Origin of the sequence: Actinoplanes sp. L3-i22 (assembly GCF_019704555.1) — a bacterium.
Lineage (GTDB): Bacteria > Actinomycetota > Actinomycetes > Mycobacteriales > Micromonosporaceae > Actinoplanes.
Genome location: NZ_AP024745.1, coordinates 11,986,979 through 12,007,218 on the forward strand (window position 1 = coordinate 11,986,979; position 20,240 = coordinate 12,007,218).

Consider the following 20,240-nt stretch of genomic DNA (forward strand, 5'->3'; position numbering starts at 1 on the left):
TCTGGTCTCGAACCCTCAGGTCGGGCATCCTCCCGAACCGTTTCAGTCCGTCCCGACCTGCGGCTGCGACACCTCGCCGGCGCCGTAAAAAAGGCCTAGCTGATGTGGCCCTGCTCGCGGGCCCACTTGAGCAGTTCCGCCTCGGCCTCGTCGTGATCCAGCGGCCCGCGGTCGAGGCGCAGCTCCTTCAGGTGGCGCCAGGCCTGGCCGACGATCGGGCCGGGCGGCACGCCGAGCAGCTCCATGATCGCGTTGCCGTCCAGGTCCGGGCGGACCTTGGCCAGGTCCTCCTCGGCGGCGATCCGGTCGATCCGCACCTCGAGCGCGTCGTAGTCGGCGGCCAGGCCGGCCGCCTTGCGCCGGTTGCGGGTGGTCACGTCGGAGCGGGTCAGCTTGTGCAGGCGGGACAGCAGCGGGCCGGCGTCGGTGACGTAGCGGCGCACCGCGGAGTCGGTCCACTCGCCCCGGCCGTAGCCGTAGAACCGCAGATGCAGCGCGACCAGGCCGACCACGTCGGTGGTGACGTCCTTGGGGTACTTCATGGCTTTCATCCGCTGCTTGGTGAGCCGCGCCCCGACCACCTCGTGGTGGTGGAAGCTGACCCGCCCGTCGCGGCCGACCGCCTTGGTGGCCGGCTTGCCGACGTCGTGCATCAGCGCGGCCATCCGCAGTACGAAGTCGGGGCCCTCGTCGCCCTCGAGCCGCATCGCGTTCATCACCACGATCAGGGTGTGCTCGTAGACGTCCTTGTGCTGGGCGTGCTCGTCGATCTCCAGCTTCAGGCCGGCGATCTCCGGCAGGAAGCGGTCGGCCAGGCCGGTGTCGACGAGCAGCCGCAGGCCGGCGATCGGGTCGGCGCCGCAGATCAGCTTGGTGAACTCGTCCCGGATCCGTTCCGCGGTGATCCGGTCGAGATCAGCTGCCATGCCCCGCATCGCCGCGATGACCGGTTCGTCCACGGTGAACTGCAGCTTTGCCGCGAATCGGGCGGCGCGCAGCATCCGAAGTGGATCATCGCCGAAGGAGAGCTCCGGCGCGGCCGGTGTCCGGATCGTCCGGGACGCCAGGTCGGCGACCCCGCCGAACGGGTCGGTGAACTCGTGACCCGGCAGGGACACCGCCATCGCGTTGATGGTGAAGTCGCGCCGGCCCAGGTCGTCGAGGAGGGAGTCGCCGTAGCGCACCACCGGGTTGCGGCTGACCCCGTCGTACGCCTCGGCGCGGAACGTGGTGATCTCGATCCGCACACCGTTCTTCTGGATGCCGATCGTGCCGAACTCGCGGCCGGTCTCCCAGATCGCGTCGGCCCAGCTCTGCACGACCGCGAGGGTCTGCTCGGGCCGGGCGTCGGTGCAGAAGTCGAGGTCGTCGCCGAGGCGACCGAGCAACGCGTCCCGGACCGAGCCGCCCACCAGGTGCAACTCGTGGCCGGCGGCGCCGAAACGGCGCCCCAGCTCGTCGGCTAGCGGGGACACGCGGAGCAACTCGGCGACCGCGTTCTGCTGGGCATCGTTCAGAACAGACATGGGGTTACCAGGTTAGTCGCTTTGGTTACCCAGGACTCCGCCGGGCAGGATGGGACACGTGCCCGTTTCTGAGGTGCTGCGCCGGTTGAGCCTGGAACCCGGGTTCTGGACCGGCGAGATCAGCGATCCCGACCTCCTCCCTGAGCTGCTCCGCGTCTCCTTTCCGGTGGTCGACGGCTACGCCCTGATCCTCGAGATCGAGCAGCCCTCCGGCGAGCGGACGCTCGGCCTGCGCCGGCCGGTCGCCAGCGAGCCGGTCCAGATCGGCTGGGCGCCGGCCGGTGGGCCGTACCCCGCTTCGCTGCGCTGGTGGGAACTGGAGACGTGCGCCCGGGTGATCGCGCTGGCCGATCCGACCCTGCCGCATCCGGGCCTGGTCGTCGCGCTGCTCGGGCCGTTCGCCCCGCCGACCGCCGACGACGACACGGCGGCCGTGGCGGCGGTGCGCGAGGCGGCGTACCGGTCGCTGCGCCGCGAGGTGCCGCCGCCCGCGCCCACCGGGCCGGAGCAGACGCCGCTGCCGCTCTTCACCGACGATCGCTGGTGGCCGGCACCGGCGGCGCCGTCGCCGCAGGTGCTGGACGAGGCCGCGATCGCGGAGCTGAGCCACCCGGCGCGGGCGATCGAAGAGGTCCGCGCGGACAAACGGTTTCCCCACGAAGACCTGACCGATTTGGTACGCCGAGCCACCGCCCGCCTCGCCGACCTGCCCGAGCAGGAGTGGTACGCCACCACCCGCCCGCTGGCCCGGCGCATCGCCGACTCCGGGGACCTGGGTCCGCTGCCCGATCTGCTCGGCGCGCTGACCGAGGCCGGCTGCGACCATCCGACCGTGCTGGATGCGCTGAGTGAGCCGCTCGTACCGCTGGAGGCATGCTGGGTCGTGGAGACGCTGGCCGGCGCGGAACCTGGCACCCTCCTGCGTCACCATGTGTGACCTTGTTCTTAAGGTGGCCCAGTCTTCTATGGTGGCTCCAACATCGGTACGGCTCGGGAGGCATGGGTGAACGGCGGCCTGTACCGCAGCACGCACGCGGCGCCGGACGGCGAACCGCGACCGGAGGACGGCGTCACGGTCGTCTCGGTCGACGACCAGCTGCCGACCGCCGGTGGTGACCAGGCGCTGCCCCCGGAGAACGTCCCGGGGGACGGCGACGGCAGCACCACCGGGCAGAGCGCGATCATGGCGATCGGCAGCCTGGTCAGCCGGATCATCGGCTTCGTCCGCAACGCGCTGATCGGCATGGCGCTCGGCGCCGGCGTCGGCGACGCGTACACCAGCGCCCAGTTCCTGCCGAACCAGATCTACGAGCTGCTGCTCGGCGGCATCCTGTCCAGCGTGCTGATCCCGCTGCTGGTGCGGCGGCGCAAGGCGGACCCGGACGGCGGCCAGGCGTTCACCCAGAAACTGCTCACCTTCGCGGTGGTCAGCCTCGGCCTGGCGGCGCTGCTGGTGGTGGCGGCCGCCCCGGTGATCACCGCGATCCAGGCCAGCTCGGAGAACAGCGCGGCCTACAAGGACCTGGTCACCCACTTCGCGTACCTGATCCTGCCGATCATCTTCTTCACCGGCGTCTCCGCGCTGATCGGCGCGGTGCTGAACGTGCGCGGGCACTTCGCCGCGCCGATGTGGGCGCCGATCCTGAACAACCTGGTGGTGATCGCCACCGCCGGCCTGTTCCTGCTGATCTTCGGCCGCGGTGTGACCGTGGAGAACATCACCGTCGCGCAGATCGCCCTGGTCGGCGGCGGCACCCTGCTCGGCATGGTGGTGCAGGCGCTCGGCCTGCTGCCGGCGCTGCGCAAGGTCGGCTTCCGCTGGAAGTTCAACTGGGACCCGCGCTCGCTCGGCCTCGGCGAGATCGGCCGGCTGGCCGGCTGGATGCTCTGCTACGTCGCGGCCAACCAGGTCGCCGTCTTCGTCATGGTCAAGATCCTGAACCGGGTTGCCGGCAAGGGCAGCGCCAGCGTGCTGGCCTTCAACAACGTCTTCCTGCTGACCATGATGGCGCACGGCATCATCGGCGTCTCGGTGATGACCGCGTTGCTGCCGAAGATGAGCGCGGCCGCCGCCGAGGGCCGGTTCGCCGACGTCAGCGCGGACCTCACCCGGGGCATCAAGCTCACCGTGGCCGCGCTCGCGCCGATCTCGGTGATCTACGCGGTGCTCGGCGTGCCGATCTCGGTGATGCTCTTCGAGGGCGGCAACTACACCCACGCCGAGGCGCTGGACACCGGCACGGTGCTGACCGTCGCGGCGTTCGCCGTCATCCCGCTGTCGGTGAGCTACCTCTGCACGTACGCGTTCTACTCGCTGCAGGGCAACAAGACCGTCTCGCTGATCAACCTGCCGGTGGTGGTGATCCGGATCGTCGCGTACCTGGTCCTCGCCGCGATGCTGAGCAAGGGCCTGCTGGCCGCCGGGATGACCGCCGCCAACGCGATCTCGTACCTGGTCTCGGCGGTGCTCTCGCTCATCGTGCTGCGCCGCAAGGTGGGCCGGCTCAACCTCGGCTCGGTGGCCTCCTCGCTGCTCCGGGTCGCGATCGCCGCGGCGGTGGCCGCCGCGCTCGGCTACCTGGTGGTGCGCCTGCTGCCGGGCGCCGGCTCGCCGGACGGCCGGGTCCAGTCGCTGGTCCAGCTCGTCGTCGGCGGCGCGGTGATCCTGGTCGCCTACCTGGTCGCCGCGATCATGCTGCGGGTCCAGGAGATCAGCCAGGTCGTCGGCATGGTGCGCCGCAAAATCGGCCGCTGATCGGCCCGGCGCGTGCCAGACCTGCCCTGAACAGGTGCTTTTCACCCGGACTGCAGGGAAAACCACCCGTTCGTACGGGGCCGCGCCGATGCCGCGCCGGGGGGACGACCTGCCGGAGCATGGCCGAGTACGGGTATGGTCGTTGTCGGCATGTGCTCGGGCACACCATTGCCTTGAGCACCCATGGCATGCACCACCGAGGGAGGACTGGTGACCCAGGTCGGCGAAGGCCACGAGACCGCGGCCGACGAGGCCGGACCGGTTTTGACCTTCGGTGAACCCGCCGTCGGTGAGATCCTGGCCGAGCGTTATCAGCTCGAGCAGCACGTCAACAACGACAGCGCCGGCCGCCAGGTCTGGCGCGGGATCGATGTGGTGCTGCGGCGACCGGTCGCCGTCGTGCTCCGGCACCCCGGTGGCGACTCCGCCGCCGAGATGCTGCAGGCCGCGGTCGCCGCGAGTCGGGTGCTCCACCCCAATCTGGTCGGTGTCTACGACGCCATCGACGAAGAGCAGCGCGCTTACGTGGTGCGCGAGTGGGTCGACGGCGAGTCGCTGCGCGATCTGATCGCCGCCGAGGGTCCGCTGGACCCGTCCCGGGCGATCGCGATCGCCCATTCGATCGCCGACGCCCTGACCGCCGTGCACGCCACCGGGATGATCCACGGCAACGTGCACCCCGGCACCGCGCTGATCGGCGACGACAACCGCGTGGTCCTGGCGGATGCCCGGGCCGACGCGGCGGACAGTCCGGAGGCCGATGTCCGTGCGGTCGGTGGCCTGCTCTACTTCGCGCTCACCGGCCACTGGCCGCAGGCCGAGACCGGGCGCGCCGCGCTGCCGGACGCGATCCGCGACAGTGCCGGCACGCCGGCCGCCCCGCGGCAGTCCCGGGCCGGAGTCCCGGCCTACCTCGACGATCTGACGATGGACCTGTTGGATCGCCGGGTCGCGGTGCCGTCCGCGGAGGCGCTCACCGCCGAGCTCGGCCGGCTGGACGCGGCGGCCGAGGAGGAGGAGTTCGAGGACGTCGGCCCGCTGCGGTTCGTGCAGGCCGGTGGCGCTCCGAGCGAGTCCGCCCGGAGCACGCCCAAGATCCTGCTCGGGGTCGGCGCGCTGGTGATCATCGCGGTGATCGGTCTGGTCTTCGGCATCCGCGCGATCAACAACTCGAGCAAGCCGGACGCGTCGGCCTCCACACCGGTCCAGGCCGGCGCGGGTGCCCAGCCCGACGGCGCCGGCACGGCCAGTGAGGACCCGCTCGGCCCGCCCAAGCAGATCCCGCTGACCGCCGACATGGTCCGGATCGTCGACCCGCCGAACGGCGAGCGCAAGGACACCGGCGAGTCGGACTTCGTGGTCGACAACGACCCGAAGACCGCCTGGCAGCTGTCGTACTATCTGCAGCCGAACTTCGGCGGCGGCAAGCCCGGCATGGGGGTCCTGATCCACCTGCCGGAGGCGCGGGCGCTCTCCGAGGTCCGGGTCGCGTTGTCCGCCCCCGGCGCCGTCGTCGACCTCCGGGTCGGCACCAAGGACCCGGGCGACAACTCGAACGGCGACAAGCAGATCGTCAAGACCTACACCAAGGTCAGCGACGCCGACAGCGCCGACACCAACACCGGCGACAAGCAGATCCTGAACGGCTTCGACCCGGACAAGAAGTACCAGTACGTACTGGTCTTCATCACCAAGTTGCCACGCAACGAGGACACCCCGGGTTACCAGGTCGACGTCAACGACATTCAGCTGTACGGCTACTGAGCAGCGCTTTCGAGCGGTGTTTCAGGGGCGGTTCCCGGTCGGGGAACCGCCCCTGTTTCGTGACGCGGGGTGACACCACGCGGACCGCACGGATGGCATACATTGCTGGCGTGACTTTCCGGGACGTACCGCCCGGCGGACCCGGTGGGGGCGACCCCGAGCCGAGCGACGCCGAGCTGGTGCGTGCCCACGTCGCCGGTGATCCGGAGGCGTTCGGCGAGCTGGTCCGCCGGCACCGGGACCGGCTCTGGGCGGTCGCCCTGCGCACCACCGGGGACCGCGAGGAGGCCGCCGACGCGGTCCAGGACGCGCTGCTCTCGGCACACCGGGCGGCCGCGAGTTTCCGTGGCGACTCGGCCGTCACCACCTGGCTGCACCGGATCGTGGTGAACGCCTGCCTGGACCGGCTCCGCCGGCGCCGGGCGCACCCGACCGTCCCGCTGCCGGACGGCAGCCGGGACGACCAGCCGACCGGTCCGGAACCGGTCGCCCCCACCCCGGACCAGGACACCGTGCTGCTCGTCCGGGACGCGCTCGCCGCCCTGCCGGTCGACCAGCGCGCCGCGATCGTCCTGGTCGACGTGCAGGGGTACGGGGTGGCCGAGGCCGCCGAGATGCTCGGGATCGCCGAGGGGACGGTGAAGAGCCGGTGCGCCCGCGGCCGGGCCCGGATGGCGCTGTCGTTGCGCGAGCTGCGGGACGGTCACAGTGACTCGGGGCACGATGGGAACCGGACCGGTGGCGGGGACGTCCCATCCAGGTCGAGTGGCACGGTGACGTCGCCACCGACCGGGCGTGAACGGAGGGACCAGCGGTGACGGGCGCCGAGTTCCACGGGGTCGACATCGACCTGCTGGCCGACTATGTCGGTGGCGCCCTGGACGGCACCCCGGAGTCGGAGCGGGTGGCCGCGCTGATCGCCGCCGAGCCGGCCTGGCAGGACGCCTACGAGCTGCTGGCGCCGGAGATGGCGACCGTCGGGGCGCTGCTCGGCGACCTGCCGGTGGAGCCGATGCCGGCGGACGTGGTGGCTCGACTGGACGCCGTGCTGGCTCGCGAGCCGCTTCCGGTGCCGGCCGAGGCGGTGCCCGTCGATGCGGTCGTGAGCCCGGCTGACGCCGTACCGCAAGCGGTCTTGGATCTTGCCGAGCGGCGCCGCAAGCGCGGCAACAACCGCTGGGTCCGCATCGCCGCGCCGATCGGCATCGCCGCCGGCGTCGTCGGCCTGTTCGGGTACGGCCTGCTCAGCCAGTCGCAGGACAGCGCCGACGACGCGGCTTCCTCCTCGAAGGCCGCGGCGGGGGATGCCGGCGGCATGGTGGCCGCGGCGCCCGCCGAGACCATGGCCAGCGGCAACGACTACACCCTCGGCACGCTCGGCCAGCTGGTGAACCGCACCACCGGCGAGAGCCTGGCCGGCTCGAGCCAGCCGCGGAGCCAACTGCCGAGCGAGCCGCAGAGCGAGACCAACTTCGCCGGCGACGATGTCCGGCTGGCCCGGCTGCGGGCCCCGGACGCGCTGCTGGACTGCCTCGACGCGATCGCCCAGGAGAACGGTGGCGGCCTGCTCAGCGTCCTGTCGGTCGACTACGCCCGGTTCACCGGTAAACCGGCGCTGGTGGTCCGGTTCACCGCGGCCAACGGCGAGTGGGCCTGGGCCAGTGGCGTCGACTGCGGATTGCCCGGTGGCGACGCGGACACCCTGGGTTCCGTCCCGGTACGCTGAGCAGCACCCCCGGCGTGAGGTCGGACACGAGCCGGACCGGGGGGAATGGTGAATGCCTAGCATGGCGTTCTACCGGCGTGGACACATACCTGGAGGAGTCGGCAGTGGACGAGGTCCGCAATCTGATCATCATCGGTTCGGGGCCCTCCGGCTATACGGCGGCGTTGTATGCCGCCCGCGCCGAGCTGAAGCCTTTGGTGATCGAGGGCGTGCAGTCCGGCGGTGCGCTGATGACGACCACCGAGGTGGAGAACTTCCCCGGTCACCGCGACGGCATCATGGGCCCGGAGCTCATGGACAACATGCGCGCGCAGGCCGAGAAGTTCGGTGCCGAGTTCATCACCGACGACGTGAGCCGCGTCGAGCTGACCGACAAGCCCACCGAGGCCGGCACCGAGGGCCTCAAGACAGTCTGGGTCGGCGACCAGCAGTACTTCGCCCGCGCCGTGATCCTGGCGACCGGCTCCGCGTGGCGCCCGATCGGTGTGCCCGGCGAGCAGGAGCTGCTCGGCCACGGCGTGTCGGCCTGTGCCACCTGTGACGGCTTCTTCTTCCGCAACCAGCACATCGTGGTGGTCGGCGGCGGTGACTCCGCGATGGAGGAGGCGACGTTCCTCACCCGCTTCGCCGAGACGGTGACGATCGTGCACCGGCGGGACAGCTTCCGGGCCAGCAAGGTCATGCAGAAGCGCGCGTTCGACAACGAGAAGATCAAGGTCGAGTGGAACTCGGTCGTCGAGGAGGTTCTCGGCGAGGACGGCAAGGTCGTCGGCGTTCGATTGAAGAACGTGGTTTCTGGGGAAACCAGGGTTCTCGACGTGACCGGCGTGTTCGTGGCGATCGGCCACGACCCGCGCAGCGAGCTCTTCAAGGGTCAGGTCGAGCTGGACGACGAGGGCTATGTGAAGGTGCAGTCGCCCAGCACCCGGACCAACGTCGCGGGTGTGTTCGCCGCGGGTGACCTGGTCGACCACACGTACCGGCAGGCCATCACCGCATCCGGCACCGGTTGTGCCGCGGCGCTGGACGCCGAGCGCTTCATCGCTTCATTCGTAGAGCTGTAAGACCGGGAGGGTCCTCGTGAAGGTCGTCACCGACAAGTCGTTCGCCGTCGACGTGCTGGAGTCCGACAAGCCAGTGCTGGTGGATTTCTGGGCCGAGTGGTGTGTGCCGTGCAGGAAGGTCGACCCGCTGCTCGCCGAGATCGCCGACTCGGAGCTGGGCTCGCAGGTGGAGATCGTCAAGGTCAACATTGACGAGAACCCGCAGACGGCGCTCGCCTACCAGGTGATGTCGGTGCCGACCCTGGCCATCTTCAAGGGTGGCGAACGGGTGAACCTGGTGACCGGTGCGAAGCCGAAGAGTTTCCTGGTCAACTTCATCGAATCGGCTCTCTGATCGTTTTCTGCCGCCCCGCGTCCGCACTGGGACGCGGGGCGCTCTTTGTCCGCCGGAGTACGCTCCGGAAGGTCGTCCCTTCTCGCCCCTAGGGAGTCGTGAGTGCGGTCCATCCGACGCGGAGACACCGGTCCTGCCGTTTCCGAGATCCGGTCGATCCTGGCCGGCCTGGAATTGCTGACCGAGCTGGAACCGGACCTCTTCGACGAGAGTCTGGAGAATGCCGTCCGGGCCTTCCAGCAGAGCCGTGGCCTCGGAGTGGACGGCATGGTCGGTGACGAGACCTGGCGTGCGCTGGACGGCGCACGCTGGCGGCTCGGCGCGCGCACCCTGTTCCACTCCGTGCCGGACGCGCTGACCGGGGAGGACGTTCGCGCCCTGCAGGAGCGCATGCTCGAGATGGGCTACGACGCCGGCCGGTCCGACTCGGTCTACGGCGCACGGACCGCCCGGGCGGTCGCCCAGTTCCAGCGCGAGGTCGGCCTCACCCCGGACGGATCCTGCGGCCCGCAGACCATGAAGGCGCTGCGCCGGCTCGGCCGCAAGGTCGTCGGCGGCCGCCCGCAGTGGCTGCGCGAGGCCGAGGCGTTCCGCCAGTCCGGGCCGAACCTGGTCGGCAAGACCATCGTGATCGACCCCGGTCACGGCGGTGGCGACGACTCCGGCGTGGTGGTGCCCGACGGGCCGCTCCGCTGGACCGAGGCGGACCTGGTGTTCGACCTCGCCGCCCGGCTCGAGGGCCGGCTGGCCGCGGCCGGCATGCGGGTGCACCTGACCCGCGGCCCGCAGCCCGCCGAGCCGATGAGCGGCGCCGACCGGGCCGCGCTGGCCAACAGCCTCGGCGCCGACCTGCTGATCTCGCTGCACCTCGACGGGCAGGAGTCGACGGCCGCGGAAGGCGTGGCGACCTACCACTACGGGACCGACAGCGGGACCAGTTCGACCGTCGGTGAACGGCTCGCCCACCTGGTGCAGCGCGAGATCGTCGTGCGGACCGGGATGCACGACTGCCGGACCCACGCCAAGACCTGGGATCTGCTGCGGCTGACCCGGATGCCGACGGTCCGGGTGGACCTGGGTTACCTGACCTCGCCGGTGGATCGCGAGCGGCTGATCAACCCGATGTTCCGGGAGCAGATCGTGGAGGCCGTGCTGGCCGCGGTGCAGCGGATGTACTTCCCGGTCGAGCGGGACGTGCCGACCGGGTCGATCGACGTGCGGCAGCTGCGGATGGCGCTGGCCGAGCGTACGTAGGCAATCGTGTTTTGATCTTTGGCTTTTTCTGCCCTTTTGCTCTTCGGGCCCGCGGCTAGTTCTCGATGGAACTGGTCGCGGGCATCGGGCGGAGCAGCTTCTCCGGGCTCATCGAGCCGAGCAGCTTCTCCAGCGCGTATTCGACATCCGACTTCCAGGACAGCGCGGTGCGCAGCTCCAGGCGCAGCCGCGGGTAACGCGGGTGCGGGCGGACCGTCTTGAAGCCCACCGACAGGAAGAAGTCGACCGGCGCGACACACGCGCCCTCCTTCTCCTCGTCCGGCTTCGCGTCGCCGAACGCCTCGATCGCCTTCACCCCGCGCTTGGTCAGATCACGGGCGACGCCCTGCACGAGCATCCGGCCCAGGCCGCCGCCGGCGAACGCGGGCACCACGTTGGCCGTGGTGAGCAGCGCGGCATCGGCGCTGACCGGGGACGTGGGGAACGCCATCGAGCGGGGCACGTAGGCGGGTGGCGCGTACATCACGAAGCCGGCCGGCATGCCGTCGACATACGCCAACTTTCCGCAGGAACCCCACTCCAGGAGCGTCTGGGAAACCCACGCCTCCTTCTCCAGACCCGGATCGCCGGAGGCACAGGCCCGCTCGGCGGAGACCGGATCCAGCTCCCAATAGACACATGCCCGGCACGGCCGGGGCAGGTCCTCGAGAGTGTCGAGGGTGAGATTGACCAGGCGTCGCGACATCGCGGGACCCCCTGCGCTGGCTGGACGGACCGAAACCGGCGCTGGCCGCGCCCTGGAAATCGTACGTCGTTATACCCATGAACGGGAGCAGGTCGGACAATGGGTGACCCCTCTCGATGCACTCGGCGTTTAGGCTGGCCGGAGTTCACGTTTAGTTCGAGGGGTGAGAGCCGAATGACCGGTACTACTCAGGATGACTACACCGATCGGTATGCGCGCCGGGTCCGGGGAATGACGACGTCGGAGATCCGGGCGCTGTTCGCCGTCGCCAGCCGGCCCGAGGTCGTGTCGCTGGCCGGTGGGTCGCCGTACATTGCCGCGCTGCCGCTGGACGCGGTCGGCGAGATGCTCAACCGGCTCGGCTCCGAGCAGGGCGCCACCAGCCTGCAGTACGGAATCGGTCAGGGCACGATCGAGCTGCGCGAGCAGATCTGCGAGGTGATGAGCCTGTCCGGCATCACCGGCGCCTCCCCCGACGACGTGGTCGTGACCGTCGGCGGGCAGCAGGCGCTCGACCTGCTGGCCCGGCTGTTCCTGGATCCGGGCGACGTGGTGCTCGCCGAGGGGCCGACCTACGTCGGCGCACTCGGCGTCTTCCAGGCCGCCCAGGCACAGGTGCGGCACGTGGCAATGGACGCCGACGGGTTGATCCCGGCAGCACTCCAGGAAGCGATTGCGGCAAATCCGCGGGCCAAGTTCCTCTACACGATCCCGACCTTCCAGAACCCGGCCGGCGTGACGCTCTCCGACGCGCGGCGCGAGGAGGTCCTGGACATCTGCGAGCGGGCCGGGCTGCTGGTCGTCGAGGACGATCCGTACGGGATGTTGTCCTTCGAAGGGGACGCGCCCCGGCCGCTGCGGGCGCGCCGCCGCGAGGGCGTCTTCTACTGCAGCACGTTCTCCAAGACGTTCGCGCCCGGTCTGCGCGTCGGCTGGGTCCTCGCGCCGCACGCCGTGCGGGAGAAGCTGGTCATGATGAGCGAGGCGAACGTGCTCTGCCCGAGCGCGTTCGCGCAGGGCGCCGTCACCCAATACCTGACCACCATGCCGTGGCGCGAGCAGGTCAAGGTGTACCGGGAGATCTACCGGGAGCGCCGGGACGCACTGCTGAGCGCGCTGACCGACCTGATGCCGGCCGGCACGACCTGGACCCGGCCGGCCGGCGGCCTGTTTGTCTGGGCCACCCTGCCCGAGGGGCTCGACTCCAAGGCGATGATGCCGCGGGCGATCGCGGCTCGGGTCGCCTACGTGCCCGGAACCGGCTTCTACGCCGATGGGACCGGGCGCGGCAACATGCGCCTCAACTTCTCGTTCTCCGCGCCGGAGCGGCTTCGTGAGGGCGTGCGACGCCTGTCCGGGGTGATGGAGCAGGAGTTGGCTACGCGCGCTGTCTTCGGCGGCTCCGCCGCCATTTCGTCCCAGCGCCGCCGTGGTCCGGCCGCTGCGGACACTCCCGGTCCTGACTTGGCATGATCACCCCTATGGGTACGGGTTCATCTGGGTCTTCTGGCGGTGCCGCTTCCGTCGGTGCCGCTGCTTCCGCGAGTTCCACCGCTTCCACGGGTGTCTCCGCTGGCTCCGCTGGCTCCTTTGCTCCGGCGGGGTCTGGTGCCTTTGCTCAGGCGGGATCCGGTGCCGCCACGGGCGCCTCTGGTCCGGTGGGCTCCGGCGCTTCCGCGGGCACGTGGGATCCGGCGGGCTCCGGCGCTTCCACGAGCATGTCGGCTACGGCGGGCTCCCGTGCTTCCGCGGGCGGCTCGGCTTCGTTGGGCGCCAGTTCGTCCGGCGCTCGTTCGTCCAGTGCTAGTTCGTCCAGCGCTAGTTCGTCGGGCGCTCGTGCCTCCGGCGCTCGGGACGATCTGCGGGTCCTGGTGCTGGCCGGCGGGCTCTCGTATGAGCGGGACGTCTCGCTCCGCTCCGGGCGCCGGGTGCTGGACGCGCTGAAGTCCACCGGCATCGAGGCCGACCTGCACGACGCGGACGTGACGCTGCTGCCGGCGTTGCAGGCCGACCCGCCGGACGCCGTGGTGATCGCGCTGCACGGGGCGACCGGTGAGGACGGATCGCTTCGTGGGGTGCTCGACCTGTGCGGGGTGCCCTATGTCGGGGCGGACGCGCGGACCGCCCGGCTCGCCTGGGACAAGCCGTCCGCCAAGGCGCGGCTGCGCGAGGCCGGGATTCCCACCCCGGACTGGGTGGCGCTTCCGCACGATCGGTTCTCCGAGCTCGGGGCGGTCGCTGTCCTCGATCGGATCGTGTCCCGGCTCGGGCTGCCGTTGATGGTCAAGCCCGCCCAGGGCGGGTCCGGGCTGGGGGCCGCGGTGGTCCGGGAGGCGGCCGATCTTCCGGCTGCGATGGTGGGGTGCTTTGGGTACGACTCGACGGCGCTCGTGGAGCGGTATGTGCCGGGCACCAGCCTGGCCGTGTCGATCCTGGACCTCGGGACCGGCCCGTCGGCGCTCCCGATCGTGGAGATCGTGCCGCGGGACGGGGTGTATGACTACGCCGCTCGGTATACCGCCGGGCTGACCACCTGGCATGTGCCGGCCCGGCTCGACCCGGCGGTGGCGGCTCGGGTGTCGGAGACGGCGTTGGAGGCGTACAAGGCGCTCGGGTTGCGAGACCTCTCCCGGATCGACGTGATCGTTTCGGAGGACGGGGAACCGCAGGTTCTCGGGTGCAACGTGTCGCCGGGGATGACCGAGACGTCGTTGCTGCCGTTGGCGGTGCAGGCCGCCGGGGTTGATTTCGGAGCGGTGCTCGGGGCCCTGGTGGAGCGAGCGGTTGGGCGAGCTCGGCGGACCTGATCCGGATCCGTTTCGGGACGGGCGTTACCCCTCAGGGGTGGCGCCCGTTTCTCGTCTCAGCCAGTCCTCCACAACCGGCCCTGCTCCCACCTCCGCCGCCTCTGCCCTCACCTCCATCGCCCCCTTGCTCTCGCCCTCTCCATCCGGCCGCTCACTTCGCCGTCCAGCAACTCACCCTCGCCGTCCAGCAACTCACCCTCGCGGTCCGGCCACTCACCCTCGCGGTCCGGCAGTTGTCCTGCAGCCGCTCACCTTCGCGGTCCGGCCACTCACCTTCGCCGTCCGGCACCTGCCCCACAGCCACTCACCTTCGCCCACCCGTCCGGCCGCTGTTCTGCAGCCGCTCCCCGGCAAGGCGCCTCTCCAAGCTCGACACCTCGCCGCAGCCATTCGACCCAGCCCCCTGGCCCCGATCACGGGCGCCGACTCATCAGCCCTTGCTCTCGTCCTAAACGAAAACGACCGCCCCGAGGCGGCCGTTTCACGTGAAACATCGAAAGTTGGCGGGGCTACGACTCCGGCTCGCCCGCACCCGCAGCAACTCCGCCGGCTCCGGTACTCAACACTCCCGTGCCGACGAAACCCTTTCCCGCCGACAGGCCGACGGTCGGGTCGCTGTCGGAGTTGGCCGTTCCGAGCACGGATGACCTAGCGGGTGCACTGTCGGACTCCGCGTCTTCGGCCTGGGGAGCGGTCGGGTCCACAAGCGGGCCGCTTCCCGGGGCGCTGCCGGCGGACGGATCGTCGTTATGCCGTACCCGGGAATCAGCCGGCACCGCGTCCTCCTGGACGTCGCCTAGCGTTGCCGGACGACGGCCTTCCTCGCGGTCTTCCTGCGCTCCGGTCCCGGGAACGTTGTAGATCGACGGCGACTCCCAAGCGATGTGGGCCGGCTCCGCAATCGCCTTGCCACCGAAGTCGGCGAGCCAGGCGGCGACGAGTGCGAGGTTCTCTCGCCAGGTGTGTTCGGGGATGACCGGCAGGATGTCGTCCCAGAGCGACAGGAAGGTTCCGCGCAGCTGCAGCCGGCCGTAGGGCCGTGCCAGGAACCACATGTGCAGGTGCGCCGAGCCGTCGCCCCATCGGTTCACGTGGACGCGGGCAACGCCGTCGAGCGAGCGGATCGCGCGCTCGAGCCGGACCGTCATCACGCCGAGCTCGGCCGCCAGGAGGTTGGGCAGGTCGCCAAGGTCGAGATGCGACCGGCACTCCAAGATCAAAACCATCGGGAGCCCCGTGGGCCGGTCCATCGCCCGGACTCGCCAGCGTTCCGAGACCCAGATGTACGCATCATCCGACGTCCCGCAGGCAACGCAATCCGAACCGTCCTCACCGCTCCGCGGCGGCTCCACCTCCACCGGCGGGGCGAGTTTCTTGACTCGCATGTCCCCTTCGAACGGGAACGACGGCCAGCGGGTGAAGTCAGGCAGGGGGGCGGTGTTCTCGGACACGACGTGACCTTAGCCCAGGTCAGGACGGGCTGTCCCGGGTCAATTTCGCACGATCGTGGGGATGTCCGCAAAGGCCCGGCGCGGAGCCAAATTCCTGATCTCTAAGCCACTCTTCGCACCCGCACAGTTTGACCGTCGTGAGCACGTGTCGCTCCCCACATCCGACCAAAAGTTATCCACAGAAGTTATCCACAGCCCCACCCGTTTCACGTGAAACTCGACGTAGAACGCTTGCGCCCCCTGTGGATAGCGCAGTGGACAACTCCCAGGCCATCAACGTCGTTTCACGTGAAACGGGTCCCGCCCCATGCTCAACTCCCACAACACACACCCTGTGGATAATGGCGCCCGCCCATGAACCAGACACCCCACCAGGCCCCGTTTCGGAGATGTGAGCCCCACCTCAAACCCGAAAGTCCTTCTACGGCGAAGCCTCCAAACGCCGGCCCAAAACCAGCACCCCAGCCAGCTCCCCAGGCCTCCAACGCGCACGTTCGACCCGCCCTCGAACGACCTCCAGGCCAAACCCACGAACGACAGCTCCCAAACCAGCCCACCCCTGCACCCCGTCAAACCCAAGCCGGCCACGCTCCAGCCCGCTAGCAGCAAGCCGACGTGGCCCCGCCCCACGCCAGACAGGGCAGACCCCGCATCGCCGCATCGCCGCATCGCCGGCTCCACCGCTCCACCGCTCTACCGCTCTACCGCTCTACCGCTCTACCGCTCTACCGCTCCACCGCTCCACCGCTCCACCGCTCCACCGCTCCACGCGATTAACCGCTGCGCGACCGAACGCTGCCAAAGGCGTCTCCTCAGCTCGGCGCCATCGAGGTCCCAGTCCCGGCCGCGCTCCGGCCCCTCGCCCGCCCTATCCCTCGCCAGCCTTGCCCATCGCGGCCGCCACACCTCCCGGCCAACGCTGCCCCTCTCGCCCGCTCGGCCGATGCCCATCCCGGCCGATGCCCACCGCCGGTGCTTGCCCTGCCCGTGCCCATCTCGGTCGCCACACATTCGGCGGTCATTCATCTCGCGCCGCACTCATTTCGGCTCGGATCCGGAACGACCCGCATCCGACCTTTGCGCGCGGACAGCGGCATAGAGACTTCGAGCCGACCCATCTCGCTGCCACACAGCCCAGTGCTGCAACCCGGCGCCGACCCGGCCTACGACTCAGTCCTGCGATCCCAACTCCAGGGCCCAGCTCCGCGGCGGGCCCCTGGCTCGCTGCCCCGATATCGAGCGCCCCATCCCCACACCCCCGACAACGGGCAGCGCGACATGGGGGGCCTGACCGTTCAGCCCGATCGGCGATTCTGTGCGATGACCCAGGCCCGCAGTGCAGCCTCCGCACTCAACCTCACCCGAGGCCGTCCATTCCCCCAAGGCCGGCCGATCTCACCCAAGGCCCGCCGATCTCAGCAGAGGTCCGCAGGCCTTGCTGGCAACTGTGTCTTGCCCGATCTCCGGCCCGATCCGACCCGGTGGCTCACAAACGCCCTGCCTCAGGGTCCGAGCTCTCGTCCGGCTATCACCCGTGTTCCCAGCACGCGCCGAGAGCCCATCGCGCGCCAGGGCCGGTCCCGCATACGCGATTCGCACCGCTGGGCCCGCTGGCCGCAGTACCGCGTTGGCCCGCTGGCCGCAGTAACCGCGTTGGCCCGCTGGCCGACGCAGTTGCCGCGGCAGGACCTCTGGTCCGCGAACCACACATGCCGCACGTGGAGTTTCTCTGCCGCCCACTTAAATCTGGTTTCACGTGGAACCACAGATGGGTCGCCCCCATACCTCCGGACTCATCTCCGAACCTCACCTCGGTGCCGCTTCTGCTCCAAGGCGCCTTCTGTTGCATCTCGTCTAGGTCGACTGAATCTCCCGTAGGTCGACGGACTCCCCGCCCTGCCGGAGACGCAGCAGTGCGGAGCAAGGCGGGAACCCTCTGGGGGCGAAAGTCCGACGAGGCGCCAGCATTCGACCTTCGCCTTCGTTGCGACCCGCTAACGCACGTTTCACGTGAAACACCACGCGCGCAACACGACCCTCGACAAGCCGACGGTCTCCGGATGAGCCACAGCTCGCCCAGGCCTAGCTCTGGGCCGCCACCTCAAGAAATCAATCGCGGGTACCCGGGATCAACCAACCTCTCCCTCGATCAGCGGAACGAGCGAGTAACCCTTCGGCGGCAAGCCCGCCCGACTTCGATGCCGACGTACCCCGTCAGGAAGCCCCCATCGTTGCTCGGCGACAGGAACGCCAAGATCGGGCGGCTCTCCTGCGGCAAGCAACAAGCTGGGCCGAGCCGGTCCGGCCGGCTTGCTATCCGCACTGTCGCCTGACCTATCCGCACTGTCGCCCGACGATGGCGCGGCCTCAACTGGCTGTGCTGGCAACCAGTTCGCCGCGTCCTCCAACTGACAAGGCAGCCGACTCCTCCGACCTCAACTCGGAACCACTCTGCCGGCGGCCAAGCCGTTGCGGCTAGACGTACCGCACAGGGGAGTCACCACAAGGAGATACCCGACCGTCGCGAAGACTTCGACCTGAGCCCCTCCGAGCCCCAGCGCATCTCCCTGGCCCTGAGACCTCCCCGCCCCGCGCCCTCCTGCTCCGCACTCACCTGCCCCGCACTCACCTGCCCCGGCACCCTCGGGCCCAGCACCCTCCTGCCCCTGGCACCTTCCTGCTCCAGCGTCTCGGTGACCTAAGCGCCTCCGCATCGAGACGATCCAAAGGCAAGGCTGAGCGATGCCTACGGCGGCCTAGAGCTCATCTCGACGAGGGTGGGCAGCCACGAGAACCTCCGCTTCCACGCCGATCGCCACACTCGTCGCAACTGGCCGTTCGAGATCAGCGAGGGGGTTGGACGTCTACGTTTCACGTGAAACGTGCATCGAGGCCAAGGGGATCGGATCGGCGGTTAGCAGACGGCCAGAACATTGCACGCCATGTCGACCGCCGAGCCAGAGCAGAGTCCGAGGCGCGCTGCGACCACAAAGCCTGGGCAAGCCAAGCAGCAAGAGAACAAAGCCGGGGCGCCGGAGCGCCGGAGCACGACCGAGTCAAGGCGCGGAGCCCGACTGAATCAGGGCGCGGAGCGCGGATGGAAGACGCCGCCGGCAGGAGAAGCCGACTCCAAGACCGCGAGTAGGGGCGACCAGGTGCCGGGCTTGGATGGACGAGGGTATCCATCCGCGTTCTGCCCCCGACTAGCAATCACGACCTCTACCGGACGCGGAACCAGCCAGCGCACCGCTGCGATCGCGGCTCTCCGTTCGCCGTTTGAGCCGCAGCGGGCCGCCATTCCGGAATAGCCACCAGGCCGCGATGACCACCAAGCCGAGATGGCTGGAGCTAGCCAACTGGCCGAGATCCCGGGCGAGCCGGCTGGATGCCGATGCAGGAGGCCGGGTCGGATGGCTTGAGCTGCTGGCCCATCTCGACGCGGCCGATGCATGTTTCACGTGAAACGTGGGGATGGCCTCTGCCAGGTTGCGCTACAAATCCAAGGCCAAAAAACGATCTCGCTAGCTCAGTCGCCTCGGGTGGATAAAGGCACCGCCAGCTCGCGGCCACGTGGCGGCGGCGCTCCAGGGTCTGGCCGACAATCGCCAAGGCCGCGACGCGCAGCGTCAAACAGTGGTGCCGCAGTGCGTCAGTCGCCGTTCCTGTGGGCCGGCCAGCTGGTGCCACGACATGCAGCACAACGAGAGCGCGGCCGAACCGATGGGCGTCGTGGCAGACCGAGCAATGACAACTGTCGCGGCACGTGGTGGCAGACGACATCATGAGGCGCCGCAGCGCCTGCCAGCAGAGGCCAACACCAAGCAGCGCGGCACACGGTGGCAGGCAACAGCGTCGGCAGGGTTAGGGCAGGGGCAGACACAGGGCCGGGGCTGCGGGGCGCGAGGAGACAGAGACGCGATTAAGCGACCGGGACAGCAACAGCGGCCGGGACAGCGGAAGGGGCAGCGGCCGGGACAGCGGCAGCGGCCGGGACAGCGGCAGGGGCAGCGGCAGGGGCAGCGGCAGCGGCAGGGACCGGGGCAGCGGCGACGAGGGTGCTTGCTGCTGCTCGCTTCTGGGCCGCGGCGATGTAGCGCGCATTCCAACCGATCAACAGTGTGAACGTCACAACGGTCAGAACTGTGGACAGGCCCACCATGACGTCGACCGGCAGGAGGTAGACCAGGACGGCTCGGAGCGCTGCCTCACTCAACAACCCGAGACCCCACACCACCGACGCCACCCGATGCCCGCGCCGAACCGCCGGATTGCTCGCGTACTCGGCTGCGATCTCTGCCGCCCTCGCGGGCATGAAGCTCTGCTGCGCCGACAGCGTCAACGGCTTGCTCCCCCAGAAGGCGGTAAAAAGAAACAGCGATCCGATCACCGCCGACATCACCGAATGCTTGATCAGCAGGAAGCGCGCATCCCCGGTCAACAGAGTGAAGAGCAGCCCGACCCCGAACACCGCACCCATCACCATCGAGAAGTAGCTGACCGCCCGGCTCCGAACCGCCACCCACACCAGCCGTACGCCGGCCGCCACCGTCCCGGCCAGAAGGGCGGTCGTGTCGTCGGCACCCAGCGCGTGCAACCCGTAGTAGGTGATCACGGGCAGACCGAGGTCCGCCACCATCGAGCGGATCATGGCAGTCATCCGGGCGTCGAGTCGCATCGCGGTTCTCCTTCGAGGATCTGTGTCGGCGATACACAGATCCTCGCCGCCGACACCCCGGCCACGGGACGACCGAGCCACGGAGGCCGGCTGTCAACCACTCGATGGACACGACGCCGTCGTCATCGCAAAGCCCCAAAAAGCCCATCCGAAAGTCGCCAACGCCCCCCAGGCGACA

14 protein-coding genes are annotated in these 20,240 nt (G+C 69.6%); 10 read left to right on the forward strand and 4 right to left on the reverse strand.

Annotated elements, in window-relative coordinates; genetic code table 11:
• Positions 1-95: 95 nt before the first annotated feature.
• Positions 96-1,526 carry a CCA tRNA nucleotidyltransferase gene (locus tag L3i22_RS53145; RefSeq protein WP_221324943.1) on the reverse strand — a complete coding sequence of 477 codons (1,431 nt, stop codon included), beginning with the start codon at positions 1,524-1,526 and terminating at the stop codon, positions 96-98.
• A 49-nt stretch (positions 1,527-1,575) separates the two neighbouring features.
• On the opposite strand from L3i22_RS53145, the gene L3i22_RS53150 reads away from it, so the two are divergent.
• The 8 genes from L3i22_RS53150 to L3i22_RS53185 all read left to right on the forward strand — a co-directional run bounded on the left by L3i22_RS53150 (position 1,576) and on the right by L3i22_RS53185 (position 10,423).
• Entirely contained in the window at positions 1,576-2,463 is an 888-nt protein-coding gene (locus tag L3i22_RS53150; RefSeq protein WP_221324944.1) for a hypothetical protein, read from the forward strand.
• Positions 2,464-2,529: 66 nt separating this feature from the next.
• On the forward strand, positions 2,530-4,281 hold the full coding sequence (murJ, locus tag L3i22_RS53155; RefSeq protein WP_221324945.1) for a murein biosynthesis integral membrane protein MurJ: 1,752 nt from the start codon (positions 2,530-2,532) through the stop codon (positions 4,279-4,281).
• A gap of 183 nt (positions 4,282-4,464) precedes the next feature.
• The gene (locus tag L3i22_RS53160; RefSeq protein ID WP_221324946.1) at positions 4,465-6,045 is read left to right on the forward strand and encodes a protein kinase family protein; all 1,581 of its coding nucleotides are present in this window, start codon (positions 4,465-4,467) and stop codon (positions 6,043-6,045) included.
• A gap of 92 nt (positions 6,046-6,137) precedes the next feature.
• Entirely contained in the window at positions 6,138-6,863 is a 726-nt protein-coding gene (gene sigM / locus L3i22_RS53165; RefSeq protein ID WP_221324947.1) for an RNA polymerase sigma factor SigM, read from the forward strand.
• Positions 6,860-7,771: a hypothetical protein gene (locus L3i22_RS53170; RefSeq protein ID WP_221324948.1), complete on the forward strand. Its 912-nt coding sequence runs from the start codon at positions 6,860-6,862 to the stop codon at positions 7,769-7,771. The genes sigM and L3i22_RS53170 overlap by 4 nt, the downstream gene beginning before the upstream one ends.
• Before the next feature lie 104 nt (positions 7,772-7,875).
• Positions 7,876-8,835, forward strand: coding sequence for a thioredoxin-disulfide reductase (gene trxB, locus L3i22_RS53175; protein WP_221330606.1), 960 nt, complete (start codon positions 7,876-7,878; stop codon positions 8,833-8,835).
• Positions 8,836-8,851: 16 nt separating this feature from the next.
• Complete coding sequence (trxA, locus tag L3i22_RS53180; protein ID WP_221324949.1) at positions 8,852-9,169, forward strand: thioredoxin; 318 nt, start codon at positions 8,852-8,854, stop codon at positions 9,167-9,169.
• A gap of 102 nt (positions 9,170-9,271) precedes the next feature.
• Positions 9,272-10,423, forward strand: coding sequence for an N-acetylmuramoyl-L-alanine amidase (locus tag L3i22_RS53185; protein WP_221324950.1), 1,152 nt, complete (start codon positions 9,272-9,274; stop codon positions 10,421-10,423).
• Between the two features lie 55 nt (positions 10,424-10,478).
• On the opposite strand, the gene L3i22_RS53190 is transcribed toward L3i22_RS53185, so the two are convergent.
• Positions 10,479-11,129 (reverse strand): GNAT family N-acetyltransferase, encoded by a 651-nt coding sequence (locus L3i22_RS53190; protein WP_221324951.1) that lies wholly within the window; start codon positions 11,127-11,129, stop codon positions 10,479-10,481.
• 174 nt (positions 11,130-11,303) lie between these two features.
• Here L3i22_RS53190 and L3i22_RS53195 point away from each other — a divergent pair, with 174 nt between their 5' ends.
• Together L3i22_RS53195 and L3i22_RS53200 are read left to right on the forward strand one after the other, a co-directional pair.
• A complete protein-coding gene (locus tag L3i22_RS53195; RefSeq protein WP_221324952.1) occupies positions 11,304-12,602 on the forward strand; it encodes a PLP-dependent aminotransferase family protein in 1,299 nt (432 codons plus the stop codon).
• Between the two features lie 395 nt (positions 12,603-12,997).
• A complete protein-coding gene (locus L3i22_RS53200) occupies positions 12,998-13,936 on the forward strand; it encodes a D-alanine--D-alanine ligase (RefSeq protein WP_255658807.1) in 939 nt (312 codons plus the stop codon).
• Positions 13,937-14,445: 509 nt separating this feature from the next.
• Here L3i22_RS53200 and L3i22_RS53205 read toward each other — a convergent pair.
• Together L3i22_RS53205 and L3i22_RS53210 are read right to left on the reverse strand one after the other, a co-directional pair.
• A complete protein-coding gene (locus L3i22_RS53205) occupies positions 14,446-15,366 on the reverse strand; it encodes a hypothetical protein (RefSeq protein WP_255658808.1) in 921 nt (306 codons plus the stop codon).
• Positions 15,367-19,306: 3,940 nt separating this feature from the next.
• Positions 19,307-20,062: a VC0807 family protein gene (locus tag L3i22_RS53210; protein ID WP_221324954.1), complete on the reverse strand. Its 756-nt coding sequence runs from the start codon at positions 20,060-20,062 to the stop codon at positions 19,307-19,309.
• Between the last annotated feature and the right edge of the window lie 178 nt (positions 20,063-20,240).